Raw genomic sequence first — 18238 nt, 5'->3', positions numbered from 1 at the left:
CCGCGACGCGGGCCGCGGACCCGCGGAAATCCGCGTGCCGGGCGCGGGGCGAGCGGCCTACCGTCGCGGCCATGCCCGACCCCACCGCGTCCGACGCCGCCGCGTCCGAGCACGCACCGTCCGTCGCGCCGTCGGCCGCCGCCGACGGCGGGCCGTCGCGCGCCCGCGTCGTGCGGGTGGACCGGGGTGCGGTGCGGGTCGTGCCCGCCGACGACCTCACGGCCGAGCCGCGGCGCGCGGCCCTGCCCCGTGACGGTCTCGTGCCGCTGCCCGACGGCACGCCCGTGCCGCCCGCGGTGGGCGACGTGGTCGACGTCGAGGAGGTCGACGTCACGGGAGGGGAGCCGCGCGTCGTCGCGCTGCACGAGCGGCGCACGGCGCTCGTGCGGGACTCCGCGGGACGCACGTCGCTCGAGCAGGTCGTGGCGGCGAACGTCGACGTCGTGCTGGTCGTCGAGCACCTCGACCCCGACCCGGCGCCGGGGCGCGTCGAGCGGCTGCTGACGCTCGCGTGGCGCTCGGGCGCCCGCCCGGTCGTGGTCCTCACCAAGGCGGACCTCGTGCCGGACCCGGACGGCATGGCCGCGCAGGTCGCCGAGCTGGCGGTGGGCGTCGACGTGCACGTCGTGAGCGTCGTGACCGGGCGCGGGCTCGACGCGGTGCGCGACCTGCTCGAGCCGGGGGTCGCGCTCGTGGTGGTGGGGCCGTCGGGCGCGGGCAAGTCGACGCTGGTCAACGCGGTCGTGGGTCGTGACGTGATGGCGACGGGCGAGGCGCGCGCGGACGGCCGTGGGCGGCACACCACGACGCACCGCGAGCTCGTGCCGCTGCCCGGCGGCGCCGTCCTCATCGACACGCCCGGCGTCCGTGGCGTCGGTCTGGTCGCCGAGCCCGACGCGATCGACGCGGCGTTCGCCGACGTCGCCGCGCTCGCGGCGGCGTGCCGGTTCCGCGACTGCGCGCACGAGACGGAGCCGGGCTGCGCGGTGCGCGCCGCGGTGGCCGACGGCGAGCTGAGCGAGCGTCGGCTGACGAGCTGGCGGCACCTGCTCGCGGAGGCGGCGCACCAGGCCCGCCGGGCGGACGCGCGGCTCGCGGCGCAGGAGCGCGAGCGGCGCAAGCAGGCCACGCGCGAGTACCACCGGCACGTGCGCGGCCCGCGGGGAGCGCGCGGCTGACGTCGGGCCCTGACGGACGTGGAGGCGCAGGTCGGGGCGCTGGGAGCGCTGCCGGTCGGCGAACCGGTTCGACGGCACCGAGTCGCGATGCCGAAACGATTAGGAGACCCCGCAGCGCTCGCCATCCCTCACCCGCCTCGGGTGTGATCGACAGGTCGCCCGGGCAGGCGCGTCGACGACGACGCCCGTCCCGGGGGTGCCGGCCGCGGCCGTGCCGCACCGGTGCGCACCCCACGTCGACCCACCCGAGGAGAGCCCATGTCCCCCCGATCGAACGTGTCGCGCCTGCGGCGCACGGTCGTCGCGGCCACCGCCGCCGCGGCGGTCGCGACCGCCGGCCTCAGCGCGCTCACGGCGACCGCCGCGCAGGCCGCGGCCGGCTGCCGCGTCGACTACGCCGTGTCGAGCCAGTGGTCCGGCGGGTTCGGCGCCACCGTCACCGCCACCAACCTCGGCGACCCCGTGTCGTCGTGGGACCTGCGCTGGACCTTCCCGAACGGCCAGAGCGTCCAGCAGGCGTGGAACGCCACCGTCTCGACCATCGGCTCGCAGGTCTCCGCCAAGAACGTCGGGTGGAACGGCAGCCTCGGCACCGGCGCCTCGGCGCAGTTCGGCTTCAACGGCTCGTGGAGCGGCAGCAACGGCGTGCCCGCGTCGTTCACGCTCAACGGCACGACGTGCACCGGTGGCGTCACGCAGCCGACGACGCAGCCGACGACGCAGCCCACGACCCAGCCCACCACGCAGCCGACGACCCAGCCGACCACGCCGCCGGTGTCGAGCAGCCAGTTCTACGTCGACCCCGAGACCGCCGCCTACGCCGCGTGGCAGGCCGCGTCCGGCAACGACAAGAACCTGCTCGCCAAGATCGCCCTCACGCCGCAGGCGCTGTGGATCGGCGACTGGGCGAGCGCCGCCGAGACGCAGGCGACGGTCCGCGACTACACCGGCCGCGCCCGCACGGCCGGCAAGACCGCGCAGATCGTCGTCTACGCGATCCCCGGGCGCGACTGCGGCTCGTACTCCGGTGGCGGCGTCGCGACCTCCGAGTACGCGCGCTGGGTCGACACCGTCGCGGCCGGCATCCAGGGCAACCCGTGGGTCGTCCTGGAGCCCGACGCGCTCGCGCAGCTCGGCGACTGCGCCGGCCAGGGCGACCGCGTCGGCTTCCTGCAGTACGCCGCGAAGTCCCTGACCGCCAAGGGTGCCCGCGTGTACATCGACGCCGGCAACTCGGCGTGGCTCTCGGCGTCGGAGGCCGCCAACCGCCTCAACCGCGTCGGCTTCAGCGACGCCGTCGGGTTCTCGCTCAACGTCTCCAACTACCGCACCACCGCCGAGGCCAAGGCCTACGGCCAGGAGATCTCGCGGCTCACGGGCGGCAAGCGGTTCGTCATCGACACCTCGCGCAACGGCAACGGCGCGAGCGGCAGCGAGTGGTGCAACCCGCGCGGCCGCGCGCTGGGTGACAAGCCCGTCGCGGTGAACGACGGCTCCGGCCTCGACGCGCTGCTGTGGATCAAGCGCCCCGGCGAGTCCGACGGCACGTGCAACGGCGGCCCGTCGGCCGGTGCCTGGTGGCAGGAGATCGCGCTCGAGCTCGCGCGCAACGCGAAGTGGTGACCGCGGTGGTGCGGTGACGCTCGCGTCGCCGCACCACCCGCACCGGCGCAGCACCGCCCGCCGTGCGGCGGGACGAGGCCGCGGGCACCCCGCACCGGGTGCCCGCGGCCTCGTCGCGTCGGCGCACGGACCCGCGAGAGCACCCCCGGCGTACGCTCGCGCGAAACCCGGACGACCACGGACCGGACGTCCTGTCCAGGAGACGGACGTGCGGCTCTAGGCTCGACCAGTTTCCCGATCCTCGCTGAGCAGAGCGGAGTCGACATGAAGCTGCAGCTGCAGCACGCCCTCGAGCAGGTGCTCGCCCGGAACCCCGGCGAGCGCGAGTTCCACCAGGCGGTCACCGAGGTGTTCGAGAGCCTGGGTCCCGTGCTGGACCGGAACCCGCACTACGTCGACGCCGCGGTGCTCGAGCGCCTGTGCGAGCCCGAGCGGCAGATCATCTTCCGCGTGCCGTGGGTCGACGACTCGGGGCACGTGCGCATCAACCGCGGCTTCCGCGTCGAGTTCAACTCCGCGCTCGGCCCGTACAAGGGCGGCCTGCGGTTCCACCCGTCGGTGTACCTCGGCATCGTCAAGTTCCTGGGCTTCGAGCAGGTCTTCAAGAACTCGCTCACCGACATGCCCATCGGCGGTGGCAAGGGCGGGTCCGACTTCGACCCGCGCGGCCGGTCCAACGGCGAGGTCATGCGGTTCTGCCAGTCGTTCATGACCGAGCTGTACCGGCACATCGGCGAGCACACCGACGTGCCCGCGGGCGACATCGGCGTCGGCGGCCGCGAGATCGGCTACCTGTTCGGCCAGTACAAGCGCATCACCAACCGCTACGAGTCGGGCGTCATCACCGGCAAGGGCGTCACGTGGGGCGGCTCGCTCGTCCGCACCGAGGCCACCGGGTACGGCACCGTGCTGTTCGCCGAGCGCATGCTCGCGACACGCGGCCTGTCGTTCGACGGCATGCGCGTGGTCGTCTCCGGGTCGGGCAACGTCGCGATCCACGCGATCGAGAAGGCGCAGGCGCTCGGCGCGCACGTCGTCGCGTGCTCCGACTCGCGCGGCTACGTCGTCGACGAGAAGGGCATCGACCTCGACGTCCTGCGCCAGGTGCGCGACGTCGAGCGCAAGCCCGTCTCGGCGTACGTCGACAGCCGCCCCGGTGCGCACTACGTCGCCGACGCGCGCGTGTGGCAGGTCGACGCGCAGGTCGCGCTGCCGTGCGCGACGCAGAACGAGCTCGACGAGCGGGACGCCAAGCGCATGGTCGACGCGGGTCTGCTCGCGGTCGCCGAGGGCGCCAACATGCCCACGACGCCCGAGGCCGTCGCGCTCCTGCAGGACGCGGGCGTGCTCTACGCGCCCGGCAAGGCGGCCAACGCCGGTGGCGTCGCGACGTCCGCGCTCGAGATGCAGCAGAACGCGACGCGCGACTCGTGGTCGTTCGAGCACACCGAGGAGCGGCTCGCCGGCATCATGGCGCGCATCCACGACCGCTGCGCCGAGACCGCCGAGGAGTACGGCCACCCCGGCAACTACGTGCTCGGCGCCAACATCGCGGGCTTCACCAAGGTCGCCGACGCGATGCTCGCCCTCGGCGTCGTCTGACGCCTCTGACCCGTCTGACCCGTCCGGCCCCGGCCGGCCCGTCCGCCCGACGCCCCCGTGATCGGTCGCGCCCGCCGGCTCCGGCACGCGACCGTTCACGGGGTCGTCGTCGGTCGGCGCGCGTCTGCGCGACGGATCGCGGCATGGGCCGTCCTCATGTGAGCCCGTGATCGGTCGTGCGGCGGCTGTCGGGTGCGCGACGGGTCGCGGGGTGGGCGCGGGGGTGGCGGGCTCCGGCGGGTGAGCCCGTCATCGGTCGTCGCGGAGGTGCCGCGGGGCGACCGATCACCGTGTCGCAGCGCGCGGCATCCGCCGTGCCGTGTGGGGGAGGATGGGGGCGTGCCGCCCCGCCGACGTACCGACCCCGCCGACGGCCGCGCCGCGCTGCAGGCGTGGCGCGCCGACCCCGACGGCGTGCCGCTCGCGACGCGCCGCACGGCCGTGCGGTTCGCGCTCGAGGAGCTCGCCGACGTCGCGCCGGGGAACTCGGTCGAGGTGCGCGTGCCGCCCGACGGCGCCGTGCAGGCCGTCGAGGGCCCCCGGCACACGCGCGGCACGCCGCCCAACGTCGTCGAGACCGACCCCGTCACGTGGCTGCGGCTCGTCACCGGCGACCTCACCTGGGACGACGCCCTGGCCTCGGGTCGCGTGCAGGCGTCGGGCGAGCGCGCCGACCTCGCCGGGCTCCTGCCGCTGCAGGCCGCCCGCCCCCGCTGACCGTCCGCCCCGCACCCGCTCTACCGCCCCGGCCCACCGCCGCCCGCGTGCCACCTCTTCGCCCTCTCCCCGCCGACGGACAGGCTCGCGGACCGACGGACAGGGGCGTGCACGTGTCCGTCGCGTCGGGACGGTGTCCGTCGCTGGTGAGGCGGGGCCGCCGGAGGGGCTGACCTAGGATCGGTGGGTGCCCGACGCCCCCCGCCCCGACGACGCGCGCCCCGACGAGACCGACGGCGTGCCCGGTGACGTCGCGCGCCCCGACGTGCCCGGTGACGTGCCGTCCGAGGCCGAGCTCGAGCGCATCGCGACGCCCGCGACCGTGCGGCGTGCCCCGCGGTACCGCGCGTTCATGGTGACCGGTGCCCTCGTGGGCGTCGTCGTCGCGCTGGTCGTCGCGTTCGCGACCGCGGGCAGCAGCGGGGTGGCGTCCGACGACGGCGGCGTGCTGCCGTTCCTCGGCGGTCAGAACGGCGTGCGCTGGCTGCTCGCGCTGACCGGCGCGGTCGTGGGCTGCTTCGCCGGCGGTGGCGTCGCGGCGTTCGTCGACCGTCGCAGCGCGCGCCGCGCGCAGCGTTCCGTGCGGCCCTGACCTGGGAGGACGCACCCCGAGCGCGGTGGGTGCGACGCCTCGCGGACCGGGTGGACCCGCCCCCTGCGGGGTGTGCGACCATGGTCCCGTGGCCCCCCGCGCAGACGGACGTCTCAACCACGACCTTCTACCCGGCGAGAAAGGCCCGCAGGACGCCTGCGGGGTCTTCGGCGTCTGGGCTCCCGGTGAGGAGGTCGCGAAACTCACCTACTTCGGGCTCTACGCGCTCCAGCACCGGGGTCAGGAGTCGGCTGGCATCGCGACGTCGAACGGTTCCCAGCTCCTCGTCTACAAGGACATGGGACTGGTCTCCCAGGTGTTCGACGAGACCGCGCTGAACGCCCTGCAGGGGCACATCGCGATCGGGCACACGCGCTACTCGACGACCGGCGGGTCGACGTGGGAGAACGCGCAGCCGACGCTCGGCCCGACGGCCGCCGGTACGGTGGCGCTCGGCCACAACGGCAACCTCACCAACACCGCCGAGCTCGTCGACCTCGTCGCCGAGCGGTACGGCAGCCAGCGGCGCGGCGAGCTCGCGCGCGGCAACACGACCGACACGGCGCTCATCACGGCGCTGCTCGCCGGCGACCCGGACCACACGCTCGAGGCCACGGCGCTCGAGGTGCTGCCGCGCCTGCGCGGCGCGTTCTGCCTCGTGTTCATGGACGAGCGCACGCTCTACGCGGCGCGCGACCCGCAGGGCGTGCGACCGCTGGTCCTCGGCCGGACCGAGCGCGGCTGGGTGGTCGCCTCCGAGACGCCCGCGCTCGACATCGTCGGTGCGTCGTACGTGCGCGAGGTCGAGCCCGGCGAGTTCATCGCGATCGACTCCGACGGTCTGCGCTCGACGCGGTTCGCGCCCGTCGACCGCGCGGGCTGCGTGTTCGAGTACGTGTACCTCGCGCGCCCCGACACCGCGATCAAGGGGCGGTCGGTGCACGCGGCGCGCGTCGCGATGGGGCGCCGCCTGGCCGTCGAGCACCCGGTCGAGGCCGACCTCGTGATCCCCGTGCCCGAGTCCGGCACGCCCGCCGCCGTCGGGTACGCCGCGGAGTCCGGCATCACGTTCGGGCAGGGCCTGACGAAGAACGCGTACGTCGGTCGCACCTTCATCCAGCCGTCGCAGACGCTGCGCCAGCTGGGGATCCGCCTCAAGCTCAACCCCCTGAAGGACGTCATCCGCGGCAAGCGCCTCGTGGTCGTCGACGACACGATCGTGCGCGGCAACACGCAGCGCGCGCTCGTGCGGATGCTGCGCGAGGCCGGCGCGGCCGAGGTCCACATCCGCATCACGGCACCGCCGGTGAAGTGGCCGTGCTTCTACGGCATCGACTTCGCGTCGCGCGCCGAGCTCATCGCGAACGGCCTGGGGGTGCGCGAGATCGCGCAGTCGCTCGGCGCCGACTCGCTCGGATACCTGTCGGAGGACGGCATGATCGCTGCGACCGAGCAGCCCGCGTCGCAGCTGTGCACGGCCTGCTTCAGCGGCGTGTACCCCATCGAGCTGCCGCCGAGCGAGCAGCTCGGCAAGCACCTGCTCGAGCAGAACGAGCTGCCGCTCGGCCAGCCCGAGGACGGCCTGCTGTCGATCGTCCCGACGTCCGGTGGCGCGTCCGCGCTGGAGCACCCGTGAGCGCCCCGCAGCCGGTGACGTACGCGTCGGCCGGTGTCGACACGGAAGCCGGCGACAAGGCCGTCGAGCTCATGAAGGACGCGGTGCGCGCGACGCACGGCCCGCAGGTGCTGGGCGGCGTCGGCGGGTTCGCCGGGCTGTACGACGCGTCCGCGCTGACGGCGTTCCGCCGGCCGCTGCTCGCGACGTCCACCGACGGCGTGGGCACGAAGGTCGCGATCGCCCAGGCCATGGACGTGCACGACACGATCGGGTTCGACCTGGTCGGCATGGTCGTGGACGACATCGTCGTGGTGGGCGCACGGCCGCTGTTCATGACCGACTACATCGCGTGCGGCAAGGTCGTGCCGGAGCGCATCGCCGACGTCGTGCGCGGCATCGCGGCTGCCTGCTCGGTCGCGGGCACCGCGCTGGTCGGCGGCGAGACCGCCGAGCACCCGGGGCTGCTCGGCCCCGACGAGTACGACGTCGCGGGCGCCGCGACGGGCGCGGTCGAGGCCGACGAGCTGCTGGGGCCCGAGCGCGTGCGCGAGGGTGACGTGCTGGTCGCGCTCGGGTCGTCGGGCCTGCACTCCAACGGCTACTCGCTGGTGCGCCGCGTCGTGCAGGTGGCGGGCTGGGGCCTGGACCGGCACGTGGACGAGCTCGGGCGCACGCTGGGCGCCGAGCTGCTCGAGCCGACGCGCGTCTACGCGTCCGACTGCCTCGCGCTCGTCGAGCGGTTCGGCGTGGCGGGCGTGCACGTGTTCTCGCACGTCACCGGCGGTGGGCTCGCGGCGAACGTCGCGCGCGTCCTCCCGGCGGGTCTCGTCGCGGACGTGGACCGCGCCTCGTGGGTGCTGCCGCCGGTGTTCTCGCTGGTGCAGGGGCTCGGGCAGGTGCCGTGGGGCGACCTCGAGGGCACGCTGAACCTGGGCGTCGGCATGGTGGCGGTCGTCGCGGCCGACGTCGCGGACGACGTGCAGCGCGCGGCGCGCGAGCTCGGCATGCCCGCGTGGGTGCTCGGCTCGGTCCGTGCGTGGCGCGACGAGGACGCGACCGCCATCGACGTGGTCGCCGGCACCAAGGGTGTGCAGGGTGGTGCGGTGCGGATGCACGGCACCTACCGCACCGTCTGACCGGCACGGCGACCCCGGCGCGGGCTCCGCGTCGCCGTCGGCTCGCGCTCCGCGTCCGACGGCGCTGGCGCCGCGATGCGGGCGCTCGCCGGGCCGGTGACGGCAGCCTTCGCGAGCGGGGTCGGCGGAGCGGCCCCGACGTCGCGGCACGGTCGGACGCGCGCCGCACGCCGTGCGCGACCGGACGGCGGCGCGGGACGCACCGCGCGGCGGGCTGGCGGCCGGGTCGGGGCGTTCGAACGGTCGACGACGGACGCCGGGTGCAGGTCGGCGCCGCCTCGACGAGGCGGCGCCGACGAGCGCACGACGACAGCACCTCCGTCGTCGACTCGGCGCGTGCTCGACGCACGACGACCGTCGACGGTGTGCTCACACGTCAGCGTCGGACGAGAGAAGCCGACGGGTGCCGAGGGGAACCGCACCCGTACGACCCGAACGCGGTCAGCGCTCGTCGTCCTCCGAGGGCCAGCGGTCCCAGCCGGCGGGCTCGCTGTCGTCCGTGTCCACCGCGCTGCGGCGGCTGTCCGTGACGACGTCGTTGTGGCGGCGAGACGAGAGCTCCTGCTCGAGAGCCCGGTAGTTCGTGTCGGGGCTGAAGTACTTCAGCTCCCGAGCGACCTTCGTCTGCTTTGCCTTCTGACGGCCGCGCCCCATGGCATCGACCCCCTCTAACGTGGAAGCGGGGCGGCTCCGTGCTCACACGTGCGGCCCCGGGGTGCTGTATCAGTCTCTTCGTGTGGCAACGGTACATGGTCGTCATCCATTCCGACCACCTGCGCGCGGGTGGGGTCGGCCACGATCGCACCTCGTGCTGGTCGGGCGTTCAGGACGGCCGTGACGCCGGTGCGTCGCCCGCTGTGACTCGCGCGCCCGACATCTCACCCGTCAGGTCCGGACTTCGACCCCCCAGATACCACAATGCGGACGTCCTGACTGTGAGGTACATCACATTCACCCCCTCGTTGGGCCCCTCGTGTGGCCCGTGACGGCCGCGTTCGCTCTCCGAACTCATGGTTGGGTCGTGGGAGGGTGATGTTCACGCTGGTCAGCACGCTGCGGCTCGTGCCTGGTGCTCCGCGGGCGCCCTCGTCGCCGAGACGGACGTCACACGAACGGGCGATTCGGGTGGCGGAGGTCGCCCAGATGTGTCCGGGTTCGCGGGGGTTTAGGGTCGTGCCACGGACGGCGCTCCAGCGACGTGGCGACGCCCGGGGCGGTCGAGGAGCTCGTCTCACCGGCCTCCCGGACGAAGCCGAGGTGTCCCGGAGTGCCCGATGTGTCAGATTCGTGTGACGACCGATGTGCCCGACCGGGCAGTCCCGGATCCGGCCTGAAGCTCCATCGCCGGGTCACGAGCAAGGAGGTAGAACCGTGTCCACCCACTCGTCAGAGACCGAGGCCCTCTTGACACCGTCCGAGGTCGCGACGCTCTTCCGAGTCGACCCCAAGACGGTCACGCGCTGGGCCAAGTCCGGCAAGCTGTCGTCCATCCGCACCCTCGGCGGCCACCGCCGCTACCGCGAGTCCGAGGTGCGGGACCTGCTCAACGGCGTGCCGCAGCCTCGCGGCACCGACGCCTGAGGGCGCAGCACCACCAGACGCCCGTCCGGGCCGACGCGCACCGTGGGGGAGTGCGTGCGGACGGCGGGCGTCCTGCGGACGCCGTAGGCGCCCGCCGGGACAGCAGGCAGCGCGACGGCCGCGTCCCGACCCGCGGATCCACCGAGGGCCGGGACGCGGCCGTCGTCGTGCCGGCGGGCGCCCGTCGTCGAGCGTGCGTCAGTCGCGGACGACCTTGCGCACGACCCCGGCCACCACGAGCGCGACCACGACGCCGGCGACCACGAGCACCTTCCGTGCGTGGTCCCGGTCCTCGGGGAGCGCCGCGGGGTCGGTGGCGTCGAACCACAGGCGGCGGCCGCGGGCCTTGGCGCGCTCGGCCTGCCGTGCAGGGTGGACGCGGTCGACCAGCGCGTCGACCGTCGCGGCCAGCTGCTCGCGCGACAGCGTGACCTCGGCCTCGAGCGCGGCGATGTGCGGGGTGGGCGTCGTGTCCTCGGTGCTCACTGCTGGAACCCCTTCTTGACGGCCTCGACGTCCTGCTGGACGTTCTCGATCGCACGGTCCGGCACGGGCGGCGTGCCCTGCTTGAGGTGGCGCACGCCGAGCAGCGCGAGCACGGCCGTGACCAGGAGCAGCACGACCGACACGATGAGCGCGGCGAGCCACGCCGGGACGGCGTTCGCGAGGCCGATGATGGCCGTCGCGATGAACGCCGACAGCGTGTACAGGCCGAGCACGCCCGCGCCCACGAGCAGGCCCGCGCCGATGCCGACCTGCTTGGCCTTCGACGCGAGCTCCGCCTTGGCGAGGTCGATCTCGGCCCGCACCAGGCGTGCCGCCTGCTCGCTGAGGTCGGCGACGAGCTGACCCAGCGACCGGGGGTCCTGGGGCTCGTCGGGGCGGGCGTCGGTCGCCCATCCGGAGTGCGTTGCCATTCGAGGACCTTCCTCACCTGCGGGGACGGGTGCTGCCGAAGGTCTTCAGTCTGCTGGTCCGCCCGGCTTCGCGCGAGGCCAGCCCGCGTGCCGGCGTGCCGTGCGGCCCGCGGGCGGGGCGCACGCGGGGGGTCGGGCGGGGCTCAGTCGGCCCAGGGGTGCACCTGCTCCTCGGCCGGGTGGGTGCTCGGCGGCACGGGGATGAGGCTGGGGCCGGCGGGCAGCATCGCACGGCCCCACGCGGCGGCGCCGGCCGCGAGCAGCACCAGCGCGGCCCCGACCAGCAGCGCGGACAGCCACAGCGGCACCACCTGGGCCAGCGCCACGACGCCCGCGAACGCGAGCAGCGCGACGCCCAGCGCCGTCAGCAGGGCGGCCGCCGCGAACGCGATGGCTGACGGGCGGATCTGCACCGCGCGCGTCCGCACGCTGCGGCTCACGGCGTCGAGCTCGTGCTGGACGGCGGCGCGGACCTTGTCCTCGGCGCGGACGATCCTGTCGCGCGTGCGCTCGGAGAACGGGTCGGTGATGCGGTCGAAGAGTCGTGTGCGGGGTCGCTCGCTCGTGGCGGTCACGGGGTGTCCTCGGTCGGTGGGCCTGTGATCCCACGCTAGGCGCGCAGGTGGCGCGCGCGGTCGGGACGATGGGCCCGAGCACGGCGGCGGGCGGGTGAGGTGCCGGGTGGTGCGTGCTGCCGCTCAGGACGGCGTCCCGTGCGGCGGGGCGGGGCGGCGGGGGCGCTCGGGGTGTCGAGCGGGGCGGGCGGCGGACCCGCGGCGCGGCGTCGACTCCCGGCGGCGAGGTGCGCGGAGAGACGCGAAGACCCCCGGGCGTCCGCCCGGGGGTCTTCGGTGTGGTGTGGCTCCGACCGGCGTCGATCCGGTGACCTTTCGATTTTCAGTCGAACGCTCTACCAACTGAGCTACAGAGCCTCGATACGAGGGAGCCGACCTCTCGGTCGGCCCTCGCAGCGACCCCGACGGGACTTGAACCCGCGACCTCCGCCGTGACAGGGCGGCGCGCTAACCAACTGCGCTACGGGGCCTCGTGACGACCGAGGCCGTCGTGAAGCTTCCTGCTGATCCTGCTGCACTGCTCGTACCCCCAACGGGATTCGAACCCGTGCTACCGCCGTGAAAGGGCGGGGTCCTAGGCCGCTAGACGATGAGGGCGGGTGTCCGCCCCGGACGTCGAGGCGTCGGAAGACCGGTGATAACCATACGGGGTCTGCGGCCGATCGCCAAAACGATCCCCGCGCCGCCCGTCGCGGACGTGCTCGCGCCCTGCCGGCGCGCGCGTGACCAGGCAGGATGAGCCCGTGGTCGAGATGACGCGCGAGGAGTTCGAGGACGCGGTGCGCGACGCGCTGGACGAGATCCCGGAGGAGCTCGCCGCGATGATGGACAACGTCGTCGTGCTCGTCGAGGACGACGCCCCGGCCGACGACCCCGACCTGCTCGGTCTCTACGAGGGCACCCCGCTCACCGAGCGCGGCGAGTTCTGGGCCGCGGGGTCGCTGCCGGACCGGATCTTCGTCTACCGCAACCCGACGCTCGCGATCTGCGAGGACCGTGACGAGGTCGTCGAGGAGGTTGCGATCACGGTGGTGCACGAGGTCGCGCACCACTTCGGGATCGACGACGACCGGCTGCACGCGCTCGGCTGGGGCTGAGCCGCGCCGCACGTGAGGGGGCGGGGGCGGTCGCCCTCCACGACCGCCCCCGCCCGCGCGCGTCCGTCAGCTGGTGAGCAGCCGCAGGCCGTACGCCTGGAGGATCTCGTTGACCGGCTGGAAATACGTCGTCCCGCCGGTGCTGCAGCTGCCCGACCCGCCCGACGTGACGCCCTGGGCCTGCGTGCCCGCGACGAGCGAGCCGCCCGAGTCGCCGCGCTCGGCGCAGACGTTGGTGCGGATGAGGCCCGAGACGGTGCCCTCGGCGTAGCGGACCGACGCGTTGTAGGCCTGCACGGTGCCGCAGCGCCAGCCCGTCGTGCTGCCCGACCGGCAGACGTACGCGCCGACCGCGGCCTGCTGCGACCCGGTGACCCGCACGGTGCCGCCCGCGTAGTTGTTGACCAGGCCGCGGGGGGTGTCGCCCGACCCGACCTGGACCCACGCGTAGTCGTTGCCCGGGAACGACGAGCCGCGGAACGTGCCGCTGGGCGACGTGGTCGTCGCGCCCGTGCGTCCGCAGTGCCCCGCGGTGACGAAGCCGCCCTGCACGGCGAACCCGACCGAGCAGCGCGACGTCTGGTTGATGTAGTACGCGTTGCCGCCGATGACGTCGGCGAACGTCGACGGCGCGTCGGGCGAGGTGGTGAGGGTGACGGCGTCGGCGGGGACGCCCGCCGCGGCGACGAGCCCGGCCGCCGCGTCGGTGGACGCGCCCACGGCCTCGACGACGACCTTGTTGGTGGTGACGTCGACGTACCAGGTCGCGACGTCGGCGGGCAGGCCGGCGGCGTCGAGGCGTGCGCCGAGCCCCTCGAGGTCGGCGAGCGTGCGGTCCACGGCGACGGTGGTGACGCCGGACGCCATGGGGCCGCGCACCTTGTCGGGCGTGGTCGTGGCGACGTGCACGGTGCCGGCGGCGGGGTCGACCCACGAGCCGGCGTACGACGTGCCGAGCGCCTGCGTGAGCGTGCGGACCTTGGTGGCGGCGTCGGCCTGGAACGACAGGCGCTGCGACGCCTCGGCCCGCGGGACGCCGAGGTCCCGCTCGAGCGCGTCGACCATGCCCGCGGGCAGGTCGGCGGAGGGGGCCGCGCCCGGTTGCGGCGCGGCCGTCGCGGGTGCGACCAGCGGGGCGAGGAGGAGTGCCAGCGCGGCGGCGCCGACCGCCGCGGCGCGGCGGGTGCGTGCGGGTGTGCTCATGGGGCTGCCTCTCGAGTCGGTGGTGACCGTGACAGTCACACTAGGCAGTGACTCCCGTCGAGGCGGACATCACTCTTGGGTCATACCGCCGGGCGTGCGTCGCGCCCGGCAGCCGTCTCGGAGCCGTCGCGACGACGCGCGGCGAGGCCCGCCAGCTCGTCGCGACGCGCGTCCCGTGCCGCCGCCAGCAGACGCGTGCGCAGACCCTCGGGGGCGTCGTCGTGCACGCCCAGCCACGTCGACCACGTCAACGGCGCGCCCCGCAGCGCGACCGGGCGGACCCCCTGCGGCAGGGCGCCGAAGGGCTGCGCGAGGGCCACCGCGGCCCCGGCGCGCACGAGCTCGAGACCCGTCGCACGGTCGCACTCGCTCGGCGTCGGCGGCGCGAAGCCCGCCCGTGCGCACGCCCGCAGGAAGCACGCCGCGAAGCAGCTGTCACCGGCGCCCTTGACCCAGCGCTCGCCCGCGAGCTCGGCGAGGTCCGCCTCGTCGCCGCACGCGTGGTCGTCGCGCACGAGCACGTGCACCGCGTCCGTCCCGACCAGCCGCCAGTGCACGCCCGGCGTCCCCGGCGGCAGCGCGTCCCCGCACATCCCGGCCAGCACCACGTCGTGCGCGCCGGCGGAGAGCTCGTCGGCGGCGCGGCAGCACTCTCCTGCCGCGCGCAGCGTCGGCGGCGTCGCACCCCCGCGCGCGAGCCGCGCGACGAACCGGCCCGCGAGCGCCGAGCCCGCGGACGTCACGCGCAGCGTCGGCGCCGGGTCGCCCGACGCGACGCGTCGTGCGTCCTGCAGGAGCGCGTCGACCGCCGGCAGCAGCGTGCTCGCGCGGTCGAGCACGAGCATGCCCAGGGGGGTCGGGCGCACGCCGCGGTGGTCCCGCACGAAGACGGGTCCGCCGAGCGCGCGGTCGATGCGGGAGAGCTGAGCGCTCAGTGCCGGCTGCGCGATCCCGAGCGCCGCGGCGGCCTTCGTGATGCTGCCGAGGGAGGCGACCGTGGCGACGGTGCGCAGGTGCCGGACCTCGAGGTCCATGCGCCCGAGCCTACGGGCGCGTGACGGCGTCTGTCACGGGCGGCTGTCATGCCGGGGTCGGTGACCGTGACACCACGGAGCGTGCCGCGGCCCGGCTAGCGTGGCCGCATGGTGCGAGTCGGGGTGGTCCTGCTGCCGCAGGAGCGGTGGTCCGTGCAGCGCGAGCGCTGGCGGCGCGTCGAGCAGATGGGCTTCGACCACGCGTGGACGTACGACCACCTCGCGTGGCGCGACCTCGCCGACGAGCCGTGGTTCGCGACGGTCCCGCTGCTCGCCGCGGCCGCGGCCGTCACCGAGCGGATCGGGCTCGGCACGTGGGTCGCGTCGCCGAACTTCCGCCACCCCGTGCCCTTCGCCAAGGACGTCATGGGGCTCGACGACGTGTCGGGCGGGCGGTTCGTGCTGGGCGTCGGCGCGGGCGGCGAAGGCTGGGACGCCGGCGTGCTCGGCCCTGCGCCGACCCGCGGCGAGCGCACGCGCCGCTTCGCCGAGTTCCTCGAGGTCCTCGACGCGCTCCTCACGCAGCCCGTGACCGAGCACGTCGGCGCGTTCTACGAGGCGCACGCGGCGCGCATGCTGCCCGGCACGATCGCGCGGCCGCGCACACCGTTCGTCGTCGCCGCCAACGGCCCGCGGACCATGGCGCTCGCGGCCCGGTACGGGCAGGGCTGGGCGACGTACGGACCGGGCACGGGCGTCGGGGACGGCGTCGACGAGACGGCCGCGCAGGAGTCCTGGTGGGGCGGCCTCGCGCGCATGGTCGACGCGTTCGACCAGGTCGCGGACGGGCGCCCCGTGGGTCGCTGGCTGAGCCTCGACGGCGCGCCGCGGTTCTCGTTGACGTCGGCCGCGCTCGCGGTCGAGGGCGTCGAGCGTGCGGCGGCCCTCGGGTTCGGCGACGTCGTGCTGCACTGGCCGCGGCCGTCGGGCGTCTACGCGGGCGACGAGCGCGAGCTCGAGCGCCTCGCGGCCGAGCTGCCGCGCCTGCAGGCGCTCGAGCCCGCGCCGCGCTGACCGGGGTGTCCGGGCCGCTCAGCCCCGGGCGCGGCGGTGCGCGTCCCAGGCGCTCGCGACCATCTGCTCGGGCGTGTGGCGCATGACCCAGTCGAGGTCGCGCGCCGCCGCCTCGCCCGACGCGACGATGCGCGCGGGGTCGCCCGGCCGGCGCGGCCCGACCTCGGGCGTGAAGTCGACGCCGGTGACCCGTGCGACGGTCGTCATGATCTGGGCGACCGACAGGCCGTCGCCCGAGCCGAGGTTGTAGACGCGCTCGAGCGGCCGGTCGGCGGCGAGCGCACGGGCGGCCGCGACGTGCGAGACGGCGAGGTCGGCGACGTGCACGTAGTCGCGCACGCACGTGCCGTCGGGCGTCGGGTAGTCGTCGCCGTTCACGCGGGGCGTGCGGCCGGCGGTGATCGCGTCGAGCACGAGCGGGAAGAGGTTGTGCGGGGACGAGTCGTGGAGGTCGGGGGAGCCCGAGCCGACGACGTTGAAGTACCGCAGCGAGGTGTGGCGCAGCCCGGTGGCGACGCCCTGGTCGCGCAGCAGCCACTCGCCGATCAGCTTGGACTCGCCGTAGGGGGACTCGGGGGCGGTGGCGGTCGTCTCGGTGACGACGTCGACGTCGGGCGTGCCGTAGACCGCCGCCGACGACGAGAACACGATCTGCCCGACGCCCGCGTCGGCCATCGCGGCCAGCAGGTGCGCGGTGCCGGTGACGTTCTGCTCGTACGTGTGCAGCGGTCGCTGCACGGAGACGCCGGCGTACTTGAAGCCCGCGAGGTGCACGACGCCCGTGACGGCGTGCTCGACGAGCGCCGCGCGCACGGCCGCGGTGTCGACGACGGACGCGCGCACGAGCGGCACGCCCGCGGGCACGAACTCGGCGTGCCCGCTCGAGAGGTCGTCGAGCACGACGGGGGAGAGCGTGGCGTCCCCCGTGTCGCGCACCGCGTCCTGGAACGCGCGCACCACGTGCGCCCCGATGTACCCGGCCCCGCCCGTCACCAGCCATGTCATGCCGCGAGCATACCGACCCGATCGAACACAAGGCAACAGATTCGAACAACTTCCGACATCGTCGTCGAGCGTCCGGATCCTCCCGGTCTTCCGGTGGCGCCGTGGACGATGCTCAGTACGCTGAGGATTCCGCAGGCGGGACGGCAGGGAGGGGAGCACGTGAGCCAGGGCGACGTCCACCGGTGCAGCGCCGGTCACCCGATCCTCCCCGACGACGACGCCGCTGCCCAGGGGGGAGCGCACGGGGCGCTCCTCGCCCACGGCGTCGAGCACGTGACCGTCGCGGCCGAGCACCTGCTGCGCGACGTCCTCGCGTCCCAGCGCACGCGCGCCGCCGCCGAGGACCCCGCGTGCGGCGAGCTGTGGGGCGACCTCGACGCCGTGCTCGGCGGCAAGCTCATGCGTCCCCGGCTCGCGGCCGCCGCCTACCTCGGCCTCGGCGGCACCGACGTCGGCGCCGCCGCGCACCTCGCCGCCGCGCACGAGCTGCTGCACACCGCGATGCTCGTGCACGACGACCTGCTCGACCACGACGAGGTGCGCCGCGGTCGCGCGAACGTCGCCGGGCGCACGCGCGCCCGCGTCGCCGCGCAAGGTCACGGACCCGCGGTGGCCGGGCAGCAGGCCGCGGCCGGTGCGCTGCTGGCCGGCGACGCCGCGCTCGCGCAGGCGTTCGGCCTGCTCGCCGGCGCCGCCCCCGCCGCACCCGGCGCCCTGCCCGAGCTGCTGCGCCTGCTGGCCGACGGCGTCGGCACGACCGTCGGCGGCGAGCTGCTCGACGTGCGGGGCGCGCTCGCGGCGCCCGCCGACGTCGACGCGCTCCTCGTCGCCGAGCTCAAGACCGCGGTGTACTCGTTCCGCGTGCCGCTCGAGTCCGGCGCCGTGCTGGCCGGCGCCGCGCCCGGTGCGCGGGCCGTGCTCGCCGACGTCGGCACCGCGCTCGGCGTCGCCTACCAGCTCGTCGACGACGAGCTCGGCGCGGTCGGCGACCCCGCGGTCACCGGCAAGTCCGTGCTCTCCGACCTGCGCGAGGGCAAGCGCACCGAGCTCCTGCGGATCGCGTACCGGCGTGCCGACGCCGCCCAGACCGCGGTGCTCGACGCGCACGTCGGACGCCCGGAGCTCGACGCCGACGGCGCCGACGCCGTGCGCGCCGTGCTGCACGCGACCGGTGCCGTCGAGGCCGTCCGCACGTCGGCCGCCCGCCACGCCGACATCGCGCGTACGCTCGCCACGACCCTGCCGGAACCGCTGGCCACGTACCTGCACGGCGTGGTCGACGACCTGGCCGGGCGCGAGCGCTGAGCCCGACAGCCCCGCCGCAGCAGCAGGACCGCACCACCCGC

Annotated in this window: 18 protein-coding genes and 3 tRNA genes; 11 read left to right on the top strand and 10 right to left on the bottom strand. The window is 75.1% G+C overall.

Annotated features, from left to right (window positions below):
- Positions 1-71 precede the first annotated feature (71 nt).
- From rsgA to purM, 7 genes are all read left to right on the top strand, one after another.
- The gene (gene rsgA / locus E4A51_RS06415) at positions 72-1178 is read left to right on the top strand and encodes a ribosome small subunit-dependent GTPase A (protein ID WP_082131447.1); all 1107 of its coding nucleotides are present in this window, start codon (positions 72-74) and stop codon (positions 1176-1178) included.
- Positions 1179-1436: 258 nt separating this feature from the next.
- Entirely contained in the window at positions 1437-2801 is a 1365-nt protein-coding gene (locus E4A51_RS06410) for a glycoside hydrolase family 6 protein (RefSeq protein ID WP_134851207.1), read from the top strand.
- A gap of 264 nt (positions 2802-3065) precedes the next feature.
- Positions 3066-4403: an NADP-specific glutamate dehydrogenase gene (gdhA, locus tag E4A51_RS06405; RefSeq protein ID WP_046529156.1), complete on the top strand. Its 1338-nt coding sequence runs from the start codon at positions 3066-3068 to the stop codon at positions 4401-4403.
- A 339-nt stretch (positions 4404-4742) separates the two neighbouring features.
- Positions 4743-5120 (top strand): sterol carrier family protein, encoded by a 378-nt coding sequence (locus E4A51_RS06400; RefSeq protein ID WP_046529155.1) that lies wholly within the window; start codon positions 4743-4745, stop codon positions 5118-5120.
- A 187-nt stretch (positions 5121-5307) separates the two neighbouring features.
- A complete protein-coding gene (locus E4A51_RS06395; RefSeq protein WP_233421084.1) occupies positions 5308-5712 on the top strand; it encodes a histidine kinase in 405 nt (134 codons plus the stop codon).
- An 88-nt stretch (positions 5713-5800) separates the two neighbouring features.
- A complete protein-coding gene (gene purF / locus E4A51_RS06390; protein ID WP_046529154.1) occupies positions 5801-7348 on the top strand; it encodes an amidophosphoribosyltransferase in 1548 nt (515 codons plus the stop codon).
- Positions 7345-8466 (top strand): phosphoribosylformylglycinamidine cyclo-ligase, encoded by a 1122-nt coding sequence (gene purM / locus E4A51_RS06385; protein ID WP_070319303.1) that lies wholly within the window; start codon positions 7345-7347, stop codon positions 8464-8466. The genes purF and purM overlap by 4 nt, the downstream gene beginning before the upstream one ends.
- Before the next feature lie 441 nt (positions 8467-8907).
- On the opposite strand, the gene E4A51_RS06380 is transcribed toward purM, so the two are convergent.
- The gene (locus E4A51_RS06380; RefSeq protein ID WP_046529151.1) at positions 8908-9120 is read right to left on the bottom strand and encodes a DUF3073 domain-containing protein; all 213 of its coding nucleotides are present in this window, start codon (positions 9118-9120) and stop codon (positions 8908-8910) included.
- Between the two features lie 645 nt (positions 9121-9765).
- Between E4A51_RS06380 and E4A51_RS06375 the strand changes: the two genes are divergently transcribed.
- Positions 9766-10047 carry a BldC family transcriptional regulator gene (locus E4A51_RS06375; protein ID WP_370297485.1) on the top strand — a complete coding sequence of 94 codons (282 nt, stop codon included), beginning with the start codon at positions 9766-9768 and terminating at the stop codon, positions 10045-10047.
- Between the two features lie 198 nt (positions 10048-10245).
- On the opposite strand, the gene E4A51_RS06370 is transcribed toward E4A51_RS06375, so the two are convergent.
- From E4A51_RS06370 to E4A51_RS06345, 6 genes are all read right to left on the bottom strand, one after another.
- A complete protein-coding gene (locus tag E4A51_RS06370) occupies positions 10246-10533 on the bottom strand; it encodes a DUF3618 domain-containing protein (protein ID WP_070319301.1) in 288 nt (95 codons plus the stop codon).
- Positions 10530-10964: a phage holin family protein gene (locus E4A51_RS06365; RefSeq protein WP_070319300.1), complete on the bottom strand. Its 435-nt coding sequence runs from the start codon at positions 10962-10964 to the stop codon at positions 10530-10532. Before E4A51_RS06365 ends, E4A51_RS06370 begins: the two co-directional genes overlap by 4 nt.
- A 143-nt stretch (positions 10965-11107) precedes the next feature.
- Positions 11108-11539 carry a phage holin family protein gene (locus E4A51_RS06360; protein ID WP_070319299.1) on the bottom strand — a complete coding sequence of 144 codons (432 nt, stop codon included), beginning with the start codon at positions 11537-11539 and terminating at the stop codon, positions 11108-11110.
- 284 nt (positions 11540-11823) lie between these two features.
- Positions 11824-11896: transfer RNA gene (locus E4A51_RS06355), tRNA-Phe, on the bottom strand.
- A 39-nt stretch (positions 11897-11935) separates the two neighbouring features.
- Positions 11936-12009, bottom strand: a tRNA-Asp gene (locus tag E4A51_RS06350).
- A 54-nt stretch (positions 12010-12063) separates the two neighbouring features.
- Positions 12064-12136: transfer RNA gene (locus E4A51_RS06345), tRNA-Glu, on the bottom strand.
- Between the two features lie 155 nt (positions 12137-12291).
- Between E4A51_RS06345 and E4A51_RS06340 the strand changes: the two genes are divergently transcribed.
- Complete coding sequence (locus E4A51_RS06340) at positions 12292-12636, top strand: metallopeptidase family protein (protein ID WP_046530773.1); 345 nt, start codon at positions 12292-12294, stop codon at positions 12634-12636.
- 66 nt (positions 12637-12702) lie between these two features.
- Here E4A51_RS06340 and E4A51_RS06335 read toward each other — a convergent pair whose 3' ends face one another.
- Both E4A51_RS06335 and E4A51_RS06330 read right to left on the bottom strand, forming a co-directional pair.
- A complete protein-coding gene (locus E4A51_RS06335) occupies positions 12703-13839 on the bottom strand; it encodes a S1 family peptidase (RefSeq protein ID WP_070319298.1) in 1137 nt (378 codons plus the stop codon).
- A gap of 80 nt (positions 13840-13919) precedes the next feature.
- Entirely contained in the window at positions 13920-14873 is a 954-nt protein-coding gene (locus E4A51_RS06330) for a LysR family transcriptional regulator (protein ID WP_070319297.1), read from the bottom strand.
- A gap of 108 nt (positions 14874-14981) precedes the next feature.
- Here E4A51_RS06330 and E4A51_RS06325 point away from each other — a divergent pair, with 108 nt between their 5' ends.
- Entirely contained in the window at positions 14982-15887 is a 906-nt protein-coding gene (locus E4A51_RS06325; RefSeq protein WP_082739918.1) for an LLM class flavin-dependent oxidoreductase, read from the top strand.
- An 18-nt stretch (positions 15888-15905) separates the two neighbouring features.
- Here the strand turns inward: E4A51_RS06325 and galE are convergent, their stop codons facing one another.
- Positions 15906-16892, bottom strand: a complete 987-nt coding sequence (gene galE / locus E4A51_RS06320; protein WP_070319296.1) for a UDP-glucose 4-epimerase GalE — start codon at positions 16890-16892, stop codon at positions 15906-15908.
- 159 nt (positions 16893-17051) lie between these two features.
- Between galE and E4A51_RS06315 the strand changes: the two genes are divergently transcribed.
- A complete protein-coding gene (locus E4A51_RS06315; protein WP_167748842.1) occupies positions 17052-18197 on the top strand; it encodes a polyprenyl synthetase family protein in 1146 nt (381 codons plus the stop codon).
- Positions 18198-18238: the final 41 nt, after the last annotated feature.

Origin of the sequence: Cellulomonas sp. HD19AZ1 (assembly GCF_004535805.1) — a bacterium.
In the GTDB taxonomy this organism is placed as follows: Bacteria; Actinomycetota; Actinomycetes; order Actinomycetales; family Cellulomonadaceae; genus Cellulomonas; species Cellulomonas iranensis.
This window is presented reverse-complemented; position numbering and strand designations above follow the sequence as displayed.

Bases quoted from the DNA above. Each gene is read 5' to 3' on its own strand.
- E4A51_RS06365 (WP_070319300.1), bottom strand. From the start codon at position 10,964: ATGGCAACGCACTCCGGATGGGCGACCGACGCCCGCCCCGACGAGCCC.
- E4A51_RS06335 (WP_070319298.1), bottom strand. From the start codon at position 13,839: ATGAGCACACCCGCACGCACCCGCCGCGCCGCGGCGGTCGGCGCCGCC.
- E4A51_RS06330 (WP_070319297.1), bottom strand. From the start codon at position 14,873: ATGGACCTCGAGGTCCGGCACCTGCGCACCGTCGCCACGGTCGCCTCC.
- rsgA (WP_082131447.1), top strand. From the start codon at position 72: ATGCCCGACCCCACCGCGTCCGACGCCGCCGCGTCCGAGCACGCACCG.
- E4A51_RS06325 (WP_082739918.1), top strand. From the start codon at position 14,982: ATGGTGCGAGTCGGGGTGGTCCTGCTGCCGCAGGAGCGGTGGTCCGTG.
- galE (WP_070319296.1), bottom strand. From the start codon at position 16,892: ATGACATGGCTGGTGACGGGCGGGGCCGGGTACATCGGGGCGCACGTG.
- E4A51_RS06410 (WP_134851207.1), top strand. From the start codon at position 1,437: ATGTCCCCCCGATCGAACGTGTCGCGCCTGCGGCGCACGGTCGTCGCG.
- E4A51_RS06340 (WP_046530773.1), top strand. From the start codon at position 12,292: ATGACGCGCGAGGAGTTCGAGGACGCGGTGCGCGACGCGCTGGACGAG.
- E4A51_RS06375 (WP_370297485.1), top strand. From the start codon at position 9,766: ATGTGCCCGACCGGGCAGTCCCGGATCCGGCCTGAAGCTCCATCGCCG.
- gdhA (WP_046529156.1), top strand. From the start codon at position 3,066: ATGAAGCTGCAGCTGCAGCACGCCCTCGAGCAGGTGCTCGCCCGGAAC.
- E4A51_RS06380 (WP_046529151.1), bottom strand. From the start codon at position 9,120: ATGGGGCGCGGCCGTCAGAAGGCAAAGCAGACGAAGGTCGCTCGGGAG.